Annotated in this window: 11 protein-coding genes; 4 read left to right on the top strand and 7 right to left on the bottom strand. The window is 73.6% G+C overall.

What is annotated here, in order from left to right; genetic code table 11:
* Positions 1-3 precede the first annotated feature (3 nt).
* From ACFYXE_RS11710 to rsmH, 4 genes are all read right to left on the bottom strand, one after another.
* Entirely contained in the window at positions 4-1656 is a 1653-nt protein-coding gene (locus tag ACFYXE_RS11710; RefSeq protein WP_361173040.1) for a UDP-N-acetylmuramoyl-L-alanyl-D-glutamate--2,6-diaminopimelate ligase, read from the bottom strand.
* Positions 1657-1675: 19 nt separating this feature from the next.
* Positions 1676-3640 (bottom strand): penicillin-binding transpeptidase domain-containing protein, encoded by a 1965-nt coding sequence (locus ACFYXE_RS11715; RefSeq protein WP_389311508.1) that lies wholly within the window; start codon positions 3638-3640, stop codon positions 1676-1678.
* Between the two features lie 4 nt (positions 3641-3644).
* On the bottom strand, positions 3645-4193 hold the full coding sequence (locus ACFYXE_RS11720; RefSeq protein ID WP_389311510.1) for a hypothetical protein: 549 nt from the start codon (positions 4191-4193) through the stop codon (positions 3645-3647).
* Between the two features lie 78 nt (positions 4194-4271).
* A complete protein-coding gene (gene rsmH, locus ACFYXE_RS11725; protein WP_361173031.1) occupies positions 4272-5231 on the bottom strand; it encodes a 16S rRNA (cytosine(1402)-N(4))-methyltransferase RsmH in 960 nt (319 codons plus the stop codon).
* Between the two features lie 421 nt (positions 5232-5652).
* Here rsmH and ACFYXE_RS11730 point away from each other — a divergent pair, with 421 nt between their 5' ends.
* The 4 genes from ACFYXE_RS11730 to ACFYXE_RS11745 all read left to right on the top strand — a co-directional run bounded on the left by ACFYXE_RS11730 (position 5653) and on the right by ACFYXE_RS11745 (position 11245).
* The gene (locus tag ACFYXE_RS11730; RefSeq protein ID WP_361173028.1) at positions 5653-6210 is read left to right on the top strand and encodes a carbonic anhydrase; all 558 of its coding nucleotides are present in this window, start codon (positions 5653-5655) and stop codon (positions 6208-6210) included.
* A 222-nt stretch (positions 6211-6432) separates the two neighbouring features.
* Positions 6433-7455 (top strand): MoxR family ATPase, encoded by a 1023-nt coding sequence (locus ACFYXE_RS11735; protein WP_361173026.1) that lies wholly within the window; start codon positions 6433-6435, stop codon positions 7453-7455.
* Positions 7455-8822, top strand: a complete 1368-nt coding sequence (locus ACFYXE_RS11740; RefSeq protein ID WP_389311513.1) for a DUF58 domain-containing protein — start codon at positions 7455-7457, stop codon at positions 8820-8822. The genes ACFYXE_RS11735 and ACFYXE_RS11740 overlap by 1 nt, the downstream gene beginning before the upstream one ends.
* A complete protein-coding gene (locus tag ACFYXE_RS11745; protein WP_389311515.1) occupies positions 8819-11245 on the top strand; it encodes a DUF3488 and DUF4129 domain-containing transglutaminase family protein in 2427 nt (808 codons plus the stop codon). The genes ACFYXE_RS11740 and ACFYXE_RS11745 overlap by 4 nt, the downstream gene beginning before the upstream one ends.
* Before the next feature lie 330 nt (positions 11246-11575).
* Here ACFYXE_RS11745 and ACFYXE_RS11750 read toward each other — a convergent pair whose 3' ends face one another.
* The 3 genes from ACFYXE_RS11750 to ACFYXE_RS11760 form a co-directional block, all read right to left on the bottom strand.
* The gene (locus ACFYXE_RS11750; RefSeq protein WP_361181199.1) at positions 11576-11989 is read right to left on the bottom strand and encodes a DUF3040 domain-containing protein; all 414 of its coding nucleotides are present in this window, start codon (positions 11987-11989) and stop codon (positions 11576-11578) included.
* A gap of 274 nt (positions 11990-12263) precedes the next feature.
* A complete protein-coding gene (locus ACFYXE_RS11755; RefSeq protein ID WP_361181204.1) occupies positions 12264-13085 on the bottom strand; it encodes a methyltransferase in 822 nt (273 codons plus the stop codon).
* 109 nt (positions 13086-13194) lie between these two features.
* Complete coding sequence (locus tag ACFYXE_RS11760; RefSeq protein ID WP_389311517.1) at positions 13195-13743, bottom strand: SAV_6107 family HEPN domain-containing protein; 549 nt, start codon at positions 13741-13743, stop codon at positions 13195-13197.
* Positions 13744-13783 lie beyond the last annotated feature (40 nt).

The raw sequence follows: 13783 nt of genomic DNA on the forward strand, positions 1-13783 counted from the left end.
ACTTCATCCCTGGGTTTGCTGGATAGCTTCGCGAAGCACCTGGCGGTCGTCGAAGGGACGCACCACCCCGGCGATGTCCTGTCCCTGCTCGTGGCCCTTGCCCGCGACGAGGACGGTGTCGCCCGGTTCGGCCCGGACGACGGCCGCGCGGATGGCGGCGGCCCGGTCCTCGAAGACGGCGACGTCGCCGCGCTCGTGGGCCGGCACCTCGGCGGCGCCCGCGAGCATCGTGGCGAGGATCGCGAGGGGGTCCTCGCCACGGGGGTTGTCGGAGGTGAGGACCGCGGTGTCGGCGAGGCGGGCCGCGGCCGCGCCCATCGGCATCCGCTTGGTCTTGTCCCGGTCGCCGCCGCAGCCGAGCACGATGTGCAGCCGGCCCTCGGTGACCTTGCGCAGCGCGCGCAGGACCGATTCGACGGCGTCCGTCTTGTGGGCGTAGTCGACGACGGCCAGGTAGGGCTGGCCCGCGTCGATGCGCTCCAGGCGGCCGGGGACGCCCGGCACGGCCGCGACGCCGTCGGCGGCCTGCTGCGGGTCGATGCCCGCGACGGCCAGCGCGACGATCGCGGCGAGGGTGTTGGCGACGTTGAAGGGGCCCGCGAGCGGCGACGTGGCGGTGATCCGCTCGCCCTTGGGGCCGACCGCGACGAAGGTCGAGTCGAGCGGTCCGACCTCGACGTCCTCGGCACGCCAGTCGGCGTCGGGGTGGCCCTCGGCGGAGAAGGTGGTGACGGGCACCTCCGACTCGGTGATGAGCCGGCGGCCGTACTCGTCGTCGAAGTTGACCACGCCGAGCCGCGAGCGCCGCTGCGTGAACAGCTGCGCCTTGGCCTGGAAGTAGTCCTCCATGCCGGAGTGGAACTCCATGTGCTCCGGGCTGAGGTTGTTGAAGACGGCGACGTCGAAGACGCAGCCGTCCACCCGCCCGAGCACCAGGGCGTGGCTGGAGACCTCCATGGCGACCGCTTCGACGCCGCGCTCGCGCATGACCGCGAACAGCGCCTGCAGATCGGTGGCTTCGGGGGTGGTGCGCTCCGACTTGATGCGCTCGTCGCCGATGCGCATCTCGACCGTGCCGATCAGGCCGGTCGACCGGACGCCCTTGAGCCCGCCCTCGATGAGGTAGGCGGTCGTCGTCTTGCCGGAGGTGCCGGTGATGCCGATCTGGAGCAGGTCGCGGCCGGGGTGGCCGTAGACCGTCGCCGCCAGCTCGCCCATGCTGCCGCGCGGGTCGGCGACGACCAGGACGGGCAGGCCGGTGCCGGCCGCGCGCTCGGCGCCGGTCGGGTCGGTGAGCACGGCGGCGGCGCCGAGGTCGGCGGCCTGGGCGACGAAGTCGGCGCCGTGCAGCCGGGCGCCGGGCAGGGCGGCGTAGATGTCGCCGGGGCGCACCGCACGCGAGTCGTGGGTGATGCCCGTGATCTCCGCGTCGCCTTCGACGGCGACGCCCAGCTGGCCTGCGAGCTCCGTCAGCGAGGTCGGGGAGACCTGGGCCGGCCGCGGCGGTCCCGGATAGGTCACGGGAACGCCCTTCTGGGTGGTTTGGGACTGATCAGCGTGTGGCACGGCGGTGAGCGTACCGGGCCTACCCCTCTCGGAGCGAAGTGAGGGGCGTGGCGAGGGGTGGTTCCCCGAGCCGGGCGTGATGGTTGTCACGGGCTGTTCCTGGTGGGTCTCAGGGCGTGAAGGTCACCGGGAGGCGGGCCGGGCCGCTGCCGGTGGGCGGGACTTGGAGCGTCTTGAGGGCGAACTCCATGACCTCCTTGTAGATGGGGCCGCAGATCTGGCCGCCGAAGTAGCTGCCCTTGGTGGCGTTCTGGATCGCGCAGTAGACGGTGATGCGCGGCTTGTCGGCGGGCGCGAACCCGGCGAAGGAGGAGGTGTAGCCCTTGTACCGGCCGGTGGCGGGATCGACCCGGTTGGCCGTACCGGTCTTGCCCGCGACCCGGTAGCCGGGGATGCGGGCCTTGGTGCCGGTGCCCTCCTCGTCGTCGACGACGGACTCCAGCATCCGGGCGACCGTGCGGGCCGTCCTGTCGCTGACGACCCGGCTCTTCTTCGGCTTGGGCGCGGGCTTGAAGCGGCCGTCGGCGCCCTTGGTGCCGCGCACCAGGGTGGGCTCGATGCGGACGCCGCCGTTGGCGATGGTCGAGTAGACCGAGGCGGCCTGCATGGCGTTGATGGAGACGCCCTGGCCGAAGGGGATCGTGAACTGCTGCGAGGTGGACCACTTGGCGGCGGGCGCGAGGATGCCGGAGGTCTCGCCGGGGAAGCCGAGCCCGGTCTCCTTGCCGATGCCGAACTTGCGCAGATAGCGGTAGAGGGTCTCGTTGGCCTCCTTCTGCGTCTTGCCCAGCTCGCCGGTGGCGAGGATCGTGCCGATGTTCGAGGACTTGGCGAGGACGCCGTTGAGCGTCAGGTGCCAGGTCGGGTGGTCGATGTCGTCCTGGAAGAGCCGGTCGCCGCGGTGCAGCCGGTTGGGCACCGTCACATGGGTGCCGGGGGTGGCCGCCTCCTCCTCCAGGACGGCGGCCATCGACATGACCTTGGCGGTGGAGCCGGGCTCGAAGGCGTCCTGGAGGGCCGCGTTGCCGAGGGCGGCGCCGCTGGCCTGCGTGAGGTCGTTGGGGTCAAAGCCGGGTGCGTTGGCCATCGCGAGGACCTCGCCGGTCCTGGTGTCCTGCACCATCACGTAGCCGCGGTCGGCCCTGGACTCCTTGACCTGCTCGGTGATCGCGTTCTGCGCGGCCCACTGGATGTCGCGGTCGATGGTGAGCTCGACGTCGGAGCCGGGCACGGCGGGGGTCTCCGTGGAGCCCGCGGTCGGCACCTGGCGGCCGCCGGACTGGGCGTAGCGGATCTTGCCGTCCTCGCCCGCGAGCTTCTTGTCGAGCTGCTGCTCCACGCCGCCGCCGCCCTTGCCGTCGGCGTTGACCCAGCCCAGTATCCCGGCGGCCAGGTCGGCGTTCGGATAGATCCGCTTGCTGCTCGGGTCGGCCAGGACACCGGCCAGCACGTTCGGGGAGCTCGGGTCGGTGCCCGCCTTCTCGGCGAGCGCGCCGCGCAGGTCCTTGATCTGCTTCCACACCTGGGGGGTCTGGCGGCGGGCGAGCAGGACGTAGCGCGTCCTGGGCGTCTTGAGCTTCTCGGTGAGCTCGGCGACGTCCTTGTCGAGGATGGGGGCCAGGAGCGCGGCGGCCTGCTCGGGCGCGTCCTTGGTCTTCATCTCCTTGGGCGTGAACAGCGTGGGGTCGGCCGTGATGTCGTACGCGTCCACGCTGGCGGCGAGTTCGACGCCGCCGCGGTCGGTGATGCGCCCGCGCTCGGCGGCCAGGGTGTGCGTGAAGTAGCGGTTCTTCTCCGCCTTGGCCGCGTAGGCGTTGGCGTCGACCGCCTGGACCTGCAGCAGCCGTACGACGAAGGCCAGCATGACCAGCGTCAGGCCGAGGCTGACCATGCGCAGGCGCGGCCGGGGGCTGCCCAGGCGGATCGTGCGGGTCTTGCCCTTCGCCTGGGCGGCGGGGCGGCGGGTGGCGGGGCGGCCGCCCTGTGCCGGGCGGCGGGGCGCGCCGGGCCGCGCGGGGCGGCTGGGCCTCGCGGGTCCTGGTACCCGGCGCCGCGGGGGTTCCCTGTCGGACACTTGCTCACCTGCCGGAGGTCGTCGTGGGGACGGACTGCGTGGGCGCCGGTGGGGCGGGGGTCTGGCCGGTGGCCGCCGGGTCGGCGGGGACCCGGGGCGCGGCGGGGGGCGCGGCCGGGACGGAGACGGTGGCCGCGGGGGACGCCACCTCCTGCGGGCGCGGGGCGGGGTTCTGCAGGCCGGTGGGGCGGGCGGCGGTGCCGGGCACGCCGCGCACGGTGCCGTCGGGGTCGAGGAAGGCCGGGTCGCCGCCGGGGACCATGCCGAGTTCGTCGGCGCGCCTGCGGAGCGCGTCGGGCGCGGCGTAGCCGTCCACGTCGCGCTGGAGCTCCTGCTCCTCCTCGGTGAGCTCCTTGGTCTCCTTCTTCAGCTCGCTCAGCTGGAACGAGCCTTCGTTGAGCGAGGAGTTCAGGATGAGCAGGGTGATCAGGCCGCCGCCCAGGAGCAGCACGACCAGGAGGACGAAGGGGGTGCGCGCGGCCTGGCTCGGGCCCTGGGGCAGCAGCCGGGCGAGGCGGGCGGCCCTCCCCCGCAGCTCGGGCTTCTTGCTCATGGAGCTCCTCCTCGCGGACTGCTGATCAGCGAATTCTGCTCGGCGGACGGGGTCCGGGGGCCGGGGCGCTCCGGGAGGTCACCCCACGTCTTCGCGGACGCGCTGCGCGCCGCGCAGTCGGGCCGGGGCCGCCCTGCGGTTCTCGGCGACCTCTTCCTCGGTGGGGAGTTCGGCACCGCGGGTCAGAAGCTTGAGCCGCGGCTGGTAGCGCTCGGGGACGACGGGCAGCCCGGCCGGCGCGGTCGTCGCGGCGCCGGCCGCGAGGACCTGCTTGACCAGGCGGTCCTCCAGCGACTGGTACGACAGGACGGCGATCCGGCCGCCGACGGCGAGCGCCTTGACGGCCGCGGGGACGGCCCGCTCCAGGACGCTCAGCTCGCCGTTGACCTCGATGCGCAGCGCCTGGAAGGTGCGCTTGGCGGGGTTTCCGCCGGTGCGCTTGGCGGCCTGCGGCAGCGCGTCGCGGATGAGCTCGACGAGCCGCGCGCTGTTGCTGAACGGCTCCTTCTCGCGCTCGCGCACGACGGCGCCGACGATGCGCTTGGCCTGCTTCTCCTCGCCGTAGGCCCGCAGGATGCGGACCAGCTCGCCGGGCGCGTAGGTGTTGAGGACCTCGGCCGCGCTGATGCCGGTCGTCTGGTCCATGCGCATGTCGAGGGGGGCGTCCTGGGCGTACGCGAATCCGCGGTCGGCCTCGTCCAGTTGCATGGAGGAGACGCCGAGGTCGAAGAGGACGCCCTGGACGCGCGGGATGCCGAGCCGCTCGAGGACCTCGGGGAGTTCGTCGTAGACCGCGTGCACCAGGGTGGCGCGGTCGCCGAAGGGGGCGAGGCGCTCGCCGGAGAGGCGCAGTGCCTCCTTGTCGCGGTCCAGGGCGACGAGGCGGGCCGAGGGGAAGGTGGCGAGCAGGGCCTCGCTGTGTCCGCCGAGGCCCAGGGTGCAGTCGACGACGACGGCGCCCGGCTCGGCGAGCGCGGGGGCCAACATGTCCAGGCACCGCTGGAGCATCACCGGGACGTGTCGGCTGTTGTCGCTCAAGGGGCCCTCTCAGGTCCGGCGCGGCGTGCGTACGCACCGCCGGGTCCCCGCCCGCTCCGTGAAGGGGAAGGGACTGCCGGCGCCGGGGAAGTGGCGTCAGCCGACCGGGAGCGGGAGGAGGCCGAGCCGTACGTACGCGCCGCGCACGTGGTGGGGATTCGGGGAATCCCCGGGATGTGCGGTCCGGTGGGGAGCAGGTCAGGTCTCCCGCTTCGCGTCACTTTAGTCCACGGTGTCGCCCGGTCAATCAACCGGCCTGCGCGTCGCGGACGGGTCGTCGACGGGGGTGTGGATCCGGCACCGTCACCCGTTCGGGCGTATCTTCGTCCCCCTGTGGGTTAGCTCACAACAAGAGTCTTTGACGTTCTTTGTCCCTCCTCACAGCGGGTGCGGGTGATCGGCGGCCATTAACGTCGTGTCTATGTCGACTTCCGCAGCCTCCCCGGACAGCAGCCCCGCCGAGCCGAACGGCGACATAGCCGTCGGTACGGTCACCGACCGCCTCGTCGCGGCGAACGGCACGTACGCCTCCCGCTTCACCGACCCCGGCATGGACGCCCGTCCCGTCCTGCACGTCGCCGTCGTCGCCTGTATGGACGCCCGCCTGGACCTGCACGAGGCGCTCGGCCTCGAACTGGGCGACTGCCACACCATCCGCAACGCGGGCGGTGTGGTCACGGACGACGTCATCCGCTCCCTGACCATCAGCCAGCGCGCGCTCGGCACCCGCAGCGTGGTGCTGATCCACCACTCCAACTGCGGTCTGGAGTCCCTCACCGAGGAGTTCCGGCACGACCTGGAGATGGAGGTGGGCCAGCGTCCGTCCTGGGCGGTGGAGGCCTTCCGCGACGTCGACCAGGACGTGCGGCAGTCGATGCAGCGCGTCCGGACCTCGCCGTTCCTGCTGCACACCGACGACGTCCGCGGATTCGTGTTCGACGTGAAGACGGGCCTGCTGCGGGAGATCGACCCTGCGTGACCGACAAAGGTCCGCAAGACCCGACAAATCGGCGCCAGTTATCCACAGGCGAGTGACACGACCCGGTATGCCCAACAACAATGCGGGGGTGGCCTCACGCGGAAGCATTCGCGCGTGAGGCCGTGAATTCGGGGTGCACCGGGTCGCGCACTTGCGTGGCGGCCCGGAATTAGGGGTATTCCCTGCTCCTCAAGAGCTGGGGGAAGGGCCGAGGAGGGCCGGGTGACGACCTATGAAGATCGAGCGAGCCTCACGGATCTGACGACCACCGCGGAGCGTGTCCGCAGGTCGGTCGAGGGTGTGATCGAGGGCAAGCCAGAGGTCGTACGGCTTTCGCTGACTGTGCTCCTGGCGGAGGGGCACCTGCTCATCGAGGATGTGCCGGGCGTGGGCAAGACCATGCTCGCCAAGGCGCTCGCACGGTCCATCGACTGCTCGGTGCGCCGCATCCAGTTCACACCGGACCTGCTGCCGTCGGACATCACCGGTGTGTCCATCTTCGACCAGCAGCGCAGGGACTTCGAGTTCAAGCCGGGTGCGATCTTCGCGCAGATCGTGATCGGCGACGAGATCAACCGCGCCTCTCCGAAGACGCAGTCCGCGCTCCTGGAGTCCATGGAGGAGCGCCAGGTCACCATCGACGGACAGACCTACGAACTGCCCAGCCCCTTCATGGTGGTGGCCACCCAGAACCCCGTCGAGATGGAGGGCACCTACCCGCTGCCCGAGGCGCAGCGCGACCGCTTCATGGCGCGCGTCTCCATCGGCTATCCGGCCCCGGAGGCCGAGCTGCAGATGCTCGACGTCCACGGCGGCGTCTCGCCCCTGGACGACCTCCAGCCGGTGGCGCACGCGCACGAGATCGTGAAGCTGATCGACGCCGTGCGCACGGTCCACGTCGCCGACCCCGTGCGGCGGTACGCGGTGGACCTGGTCTCCGCCACCCGCAACCACCCCGACCTCAGACTCGGCGCGTCCCCGCGCGCGACGCTGCACCTGCTGCGCGCCGCCAAGGCGTCGGCCGCGCTCAGCGGCCGCGAGTTCGCCCTGCCGGACGACGTGCAGGCACTGGCCGTCGCGGTCCTCGCGCACCGCCTGCTGCCCACCGCACAGGCCCAGTTGAACCGCCGTACGGCCGAGTCCGTCGTCCAGGAGATCCTGCAGCGCACCCCGGTGCCCGCGGCCACCCCGCCGGGCACCGGCACCTTCTTCAACCAGCAGCCGCCCGGCAGCCGGAGGCTGTGATGGCGTCCGGGGGGACGCCGGCGGACCCCGCCGAGGACGACAAGGGCGGGCTGCGCACGGCCCTCGCGGGCCTGACCACCCGCGGCCGTTCCTTCCTGGCGGCCGGTGTCGCCGCCGCCATCTGCGCCTACGTCCTGGGCCAGAGCGACCTGCTGCGCGTCGGGCTGCTGCTCGCCGTGCTGCCGCTGGTGTGCGCCGTCGTGCTGTTCCGCACGCGCTACCGCGTCGCGGGCAGCCGCAGGCTCTCCCCCGCGCGCGTGCCCGCCGGTTCCGAGGCCCGCGTCCACCTGCGCATGGACAACGTCTCGCGGCTGCCCACCGGCCTGCTGATGCTCCAGGACCGGGTGCCCTACGTGCTCGGGCCGCGGCCCCGCTTCGTGCTGGACCGCGTCGAGGCGGGCGGGCGGCGCGAGGTGTCCTACCGGGTCCGCTCCGACCTGCGCGGCCGCTATCCGCTGGGCCCCCTGCAGCTGCGCCTGACGGACCCGTTCGGGATGTGCGAGCTGACGCGCTCCTTCTCGACGTACGACACCCTGACGGTCATCCCGCGCGTGGAGGCGCTGCCCCCGGTGCGGCTCACGGGCGAGGCCAAGGGGTACGGCGACGGGCGCAACCGCTCGCTCGCACTGGCCGGCGAGGACGACGTCATCCCGCGCGGCTACCGCCACGGCGACGACCTGCGCCGGGTGCACTGGCGCTCCACCGCGCGCTACGGCGAGCTGATGGTGCGCCGCGAGGAGCAGCCGCAGCGGGCCCGCTGCACGGTGCTCCTGGACACCCGGGGCGTCGGCTTCCGGGGCGCGGGCCCGGACTCGGCCTTCGAGTGGGCGGTGTCGGGCACCGCGTCCGCCCTGGTCCACATGCTCGAACGGGGCTTCTCGGTGCGGCTGTTGACCGACACGGGCACCTCCGTGCCGGGCGAGGGGTCGGACGGCTTCGCGGGCGCGAGCCAGGAGTCGGCGGACGCGGCCGGGCTGATGATGGACACCCTCGCGGTGATCGACCACTCGGACGGCGCCGGTCTCTCCCTGGCCTACGACGTGCTGCGCGGCGGCAATGAGGGGCTCCTCGTCGCCTTCCTCGGCGACCTGGAGGAGGAGCAGGCGGCGGTGGTCGCCAAGATGCGGCAGCGCAGCGGCTCCGCGGTCGCCTTTGTCCTCGACGGCACGGCCTGGGCGCAGGGCCCGGGCGCGGTGCCGTCCGCCGCCGGCGAGGAGCGGGTGCGGATGCTCCGCGAGGCGGGCTGGACGGCCCTGGCGGTGCCGCCGGGGGCGAGTCTGACGGATCTGTGGCGCCAGGCGGACCACGCCCGCACCAGCGCGGGCCCGGCGCCCGCCGCGGGCACGACGACCGGGGGTTGGGCATGAGCGGACGCGCACGGCTCGCGGTATGTGCCACCGCCGCCACCCTGATGGCTTCCGGCGCGCTGCTGCCCCTCGTGGAGCCCGCCACGTGGTTCCTGCAGGCGGCGATCCTGCTCGTGCTGCAGAGCGGCGTGGGCGCGCTCACCCGGCGGGTGCCGCTGGCCCGGCTGCTCACCGTGGCGGTGCAGGCGCTGGTGTCACTGCTCCTGCTGACGCTGGTCTTCGCCCGCGAGCAGGCGCTCGCGGGGATCGTGCCGGGCCCCGAGGTGTTCCGCCGCTTCGGCCTCCTCCTGGAGGCCGGCGGCAACGACGTCGGCCAGTACATGATCCCGGCGCCGCTCAGCGACGGCATCCGGCTGATGCTGGTCGGCGGCGTCCTGGTGATCGGCCTCGCGGTGGACGCGCTGGCGGTCACCTTCCGCACGGCGGCGCCCGCGGGCCTTCCGCTGCTGGCCCTGTACTCCGTCGCCGCCGGGCTCTCCGAGGGCGGCGCGGGCTGGCTGTGGTTCCTGCTGGCCGCCGCCGGGTATCTGCTGCTGCTCCTGGCGGAGGGCCGGGACCGGCTCTCGCAGTGGGGCCGGGTGTTCGGCGGCGCGGCGCGCGCGCCGGGCCGGGTCACCGGCGGCCTGGAGAGCAACAGCGGGGCGCTGGCCCCGATCCGCACCGGGCGGCGCATCGGCGCCGTCGCCCTGGGCATCGCCCTGGTGGTGCCGCTCGCCCTGCCCGCTCTGGACGGCGGCCTCCTGGACGGCTCCGGCGGCCCCGGCGGCGACGGCTCGGGCAACGGCGGGACGATCTCCGCGGTGAATCCGCTGGTCGCGCTCCAGGACAGCCTGAACCAGCCGGACGACCGCGAGGTCATCTCGTACCGCACGAACGCCGAGGGCACCGACGACCTGTATCTGCGGATCGTCTCCCTGGACAAGTTCGACGGCACGACGTGGAAGACGACCGTGCGGCGCATCCAGGACGTGCCCTCGCCGCTGCCGAATCCCGAGGGCCTGCGGGACGACGTCCGCAGGACCGAGATCCAGACGAACCTCTCGGCCTCCGACAGCTACGCGCAGAACTGGCTGCCCATGCCGTTCCCCGCCAGCCAGGTGAAGATCGGCGGCCGCTGGCGGTTCGAACCGGTGGGGCGCGCCCTCGTCGGCGACCGGGGCCAGACCACCCGGGGCTCGATGTACCAGGTCAAGAGCCTGGTCGTGGAGCCCACCGCGCAGCAGCTCGCGGCCGCGCCCGCCCCGCCCGACGATCTGCGGCGCGAGTTCACCAAGGTGCCGGACTCCCTGCCCGGGATGGTCGCCGACACCGCACGCCAGGTCACCAAGGGCTCCGCGAACGCCTACGAGCAGGCGGTCAAGCTCCAGGACTACTTCGCCTCGGACGGCGGCTTCACCTACAACACCCAGGTGCGGGCGGGCAGCGGGCCCTCGGCGATCGAGCGGTTCCTGAAGCAGAAGGAGGGCTTCTGCGTCCACTTCTCCTTCGCGATGGCCTCCATGGCGCGCACGCTGGGGATTCCCGCCCGCGTCGCGGTGGGCTTCACCCCGGGCACCGCGCAGGGCGACGGCACGATGTCGGTGGGCCTGCGCGACGCGCACGCCTGGCCCGAGCTGTACTTCGAGGGCGTGGGCTGGACCCGCTTCGAGCCGACGCCCAGCCGCGGCACCCCGCCCGACTACACCCGCTCCGACGTCCCCTCCGGTGGCGTGAGCGACCCGGACACCCCGGAGCCCGCGACCTCCTCCGAGCCGTCCACGGCGCCCTCCGCGTCGGACTCCTGCCCGCCCGACGTGCGCAAGCAGGGCGGCTGCCAGAGCGCGGCCCCGCAGGTCGCGACCGGTTCCGGCGGTACGGGACCGCCCATCGGGACGATCGCGGGAATCTCGCTCGCGGCGCTGGCCGTCCTCGCGCTGCCCCTGCTGCCGCTGCTGTGGCGGACCAGGGTGCGGGCGGCCCGGCTGGGCGCGGGCGGCAGGACCGGGGCGGACGCGGCCACGCGGACGCTGGCCGCATGGCTCGAGGTGACGGATACGGCCTGGGACCACGGCATTGCGCCGGACGAGTCACAGACCCCGCGGAAGGCGGCCGCGCGGATCGTCCGCGCCGGCCGGCTGACCGGGGGGCCCGCGGAGGCCGTCCACCGGGTGGCGGCCGCGGTGGAGCAGGTGCTGTACGCCCCGCGCCCGCAGCCCGCGACGGGTCTGGCCGAGGACGTGCGGCGGATCAGGGACGGTCTCGGCGCCCCGCTGGGGCAGGCCGCACGGCTGCGGGTGCTCCTCGCGCCGCGTTCGGCCGCGCGGGTGGTGTGGGCGGTCTCGGACCGCTGGTCGGCCCTCGGCGCCCGCTGCGGCGCGTGGGTGGGCGCGCGGTGGTCGGCACTGACGCGGAAGCTGCCGCGGCGGGCCGGGCAGCAGGGCTGAGCGGGCTGCCACGGGGGCTGGGCGGTCCCGGTTTGTGCGGGGCCGCGCCCCGGGGCGGCCCGGTTGTCCGGGGCCGAGCCACCGGTGCCATCCAGTCGTCCGGGGCCGAGCCCCGGGGGCGGTCCGGTTGTCCGGGGCCGAGCCACCGGTGCCATCCAGTCGTCCGGGGCCGAGCCCCGGGGGCCGTCCGGTTGTCCGGGGCCGAGCCACAGCGCGTCGGTCCGTCGCCTCTACTGGCCCTCCACCGATACGTCTGAGGGGTGACCGCCCCTTGGGTGGTCACCCCTCACACATGCATACGTTTGTTCGGTCAGTCGTGGACCGACGCGCTCACTGACCGCCCTGCTGTTCGTCGCGGCGGCGCTGCCACCGCTGCTCGATGCGGTCCATGACGGAGCGGCGCTGCCTTGTCTGCCGACGGGCCGTGGCCCCACCTGGCGCGGCGGCCGCGCCCGAGGCCTGTTCGCCCGGCTTCGGCGCCTTGCGCCAACCGGTGACGGCGAGCACCGCGCAGCCCAGCATGACGAGGAAGCCCACCACGCTGATCCAGATCTGCTGGGCGACCATTCCGGCCATGAGAAGGGCGATACCCACCAGGAAGCCCGCGACCGCTTGGTAGACCCGCTTCCGGGTGTACGTACGCAGCCCGCTTCCCTCAAGCGCTGTCGCGAACTTGGGATCTTCGGCGTACAGCGCTCGCTCCATCTGCTCGAGCATGCGCTGCTCGTGCTCCGAGAGCGGCACGGAGTCCTCCTCATCGTGCAGTCGCCGGGGCGACCGGGGGTCCCCTTCAGGATAGGCAGGGAATCGCCCCCGTGAAACCCGCCCCTCTACGCCAACTTCGCCAAACCGGACCTTCAGCCGCTCCGGCTCGCTGAAGCGTGCATTCCCCAGCGGCCGAACCGTCATGCAGAACGGTGTGCCTCGATCATACGGCGCCCATAGCCCGTTCGGGGGGCCTGTGGCGTACTCCATGTGCGGCTGCGCGCCTGATCAGCAGCTCAGCCGCACCGGCACCTCAGGCCCCGGTGGTCCCCCGGGCCTCGCCGAGCACGTGCAGCTGGGTCGCCACGGAGTGGAAGGCGGGCAGCTCGGCGGCGGCGGCCTCCAGCTTGAGGAGGGCTTCCAGGGCACCCGGCTCGGTGTCCACCAGGACGCCGGGGACCAGGTCGGCGAAGACCCGGACGCCGTGCACGGCGTCGACCCGCACGCCCGCGGCCTCGACCAGCTCGGTGAGCTGCTCTGCGGTGAAGCGGCGCGGCACGGGGTCGCCCGCGCCCCAGCGGCCCGCCGGGTCGGTGAGCGCGGTCTGCGCCTCCGTGAAGTGTCCGGCGAGGGCGCGCGCGAGCACCGCGCCGCCCAGGCCCGCGCCGAGCAGGCTGAGGATGCCGGCGGGGCGCAGTGCCTCGACGGCCTGGCGCACGCCCTGGGCCGGGTCGTCCACGTACTCCAGGACGCCGTGGCACAGGACCGCGTCGAAGCCGCCGCGCTCGACGACGTCGAAGAGGCCGAGCACGTCGCCCTGGACACCGCGCACCCGGTCCTCGACACCGGCCTCGGCGGCCCGGCGCTCCAGCGCGAAGAGCGCGTTCGGGCTGGGGTCGACGACGGTGACGCGGTGGCCGAGGCGGGCGACGGGCACCGCGAAGTTGCCGCTGCCGCCTCCGGTGTCGAGCACGTCGAGCCCGGTGCGTGCCTCGCGGCCGGCGTCCTGGACGCGGCGGTCGAGGGCGTCCTTGAGGACGTCCCAGACCACGGCGGTCCGCAGGGCGGCGCGCGGACGAGGGGGGTCGGACCGCTGCGACGCCTGCTGAGCGTGCTGGTGGGAGGGCGGGCGCATCGGGTCCGACACGGCAGTTGACTCCTCGGCGCGTGGGGTGCGAATACCCCCACCCTATTGCCTGGCGCACCGTGCCCCGGTCACCCGTCCCGAGGCGCGGACGCGCCGGTCAGCCCGCGTCCGGCGGCTCCCCGCCCGCGTCGTCGGACTCCTGCCGGGGCTGCGGCAGGACGGGCTGGAGCACCAGCATCCGCTCGACGATACGGAGGAACATCGCGACGTCGCGCAGCAGGTCGTCGGCGGCGCGGGTGGTGGCGGCACCCTCGATGCCGGCCTCGGCACGGGCCCTGCGGGCGGCACCGGAGGCGAACAGGGCGCTCCACTCGGTCAGTTCGGGCGCTATCTCGGGCAGGACCTCCCAGGCGCTGCGGATGCGCTGCCTGCGGCGCGGTGTGGTCTCGGGGCGGCCGCGCGCGGCCAGCACGGCGGCGGCGGTGCGCAGGGCGGCGAGGTGGGCGGTGGCATAGCGCTCGTTCGGAGTGTCCAGGCGGGCGGCCTCGTCGATGCCGGCGTGGGCCTGGGCGAGCAGTTCGAGTGCGGCCGGCGGGGCCGTGGCGCGGCGCAGGACGGGGTGGACATCGCTCGCCGGGCCGGTCAGCGCGGAAGCAGGGCCGACGGCGCGGTGCCGACGGGCGGCTGCTGCGGAAGTGCTGGCCATGACGAACCTCCTGTCGTCGTGTGACGGCGCAGTGGCCGTA

This window comes from Streptomyces sp. NPDC002564, from assembly GCF_042889645.1.
Taxonomy (GTDB): Bacteria; Actinomycetota; Actinomycetes; order Streptomycetales; family Streptomycetaceae; genus Streptomyces.

Excerpts from the sequence above, each read along its gene's own strand:
- ACFYXE_RS11730 (WP_361173028.1), top strand. The coding sequence starts at position 5,653 with ATGTCGACTTCCGCAGCCTCCCCGGACAGCAGCCCCGCCGAGCCGAAC.
- ACFYXE_RS11745 (WP_389311515.1), top strand. The coding sequence starts at position 8,819 with ATGAGCGGACGCGCACGGCTCGCGGTATGTGCCACCGCCGCCACCCTG.
- ACFYXE_RS11720 (WP_389311510.1), bottom strand. The coding sequence starts at position 4,193 with ATGAGCAAGAAGCCCGAGCTGCGGGGGAGGGCCGCCCGCCTCGCCCGG.
- ACFYXE_RS11755 (WP_361181204.1), bottom strand. The coding sequence starts at position 13,085 with ATGCGCCCGCCCTCCCACCAGCACGCTCAGCAGGCGTCGCAGCGGTCC.
- ACFYXE_RS11740 (WP_389311513.1), top strand. The coding sequence starts at position 7,455 with ATGGCGTCCGGGGGGACGCCGGCGGACCCCGCCGAGGACGACAAGGGC.
- ACFYXE_RS11760 (WP_389311517.1), bottom strand. The coding sequence starts at position 13,743 with ATGGCCAGCACTTCCGCAGCAGCCGCCCGTCGGCACCGCGCCGTCGGC.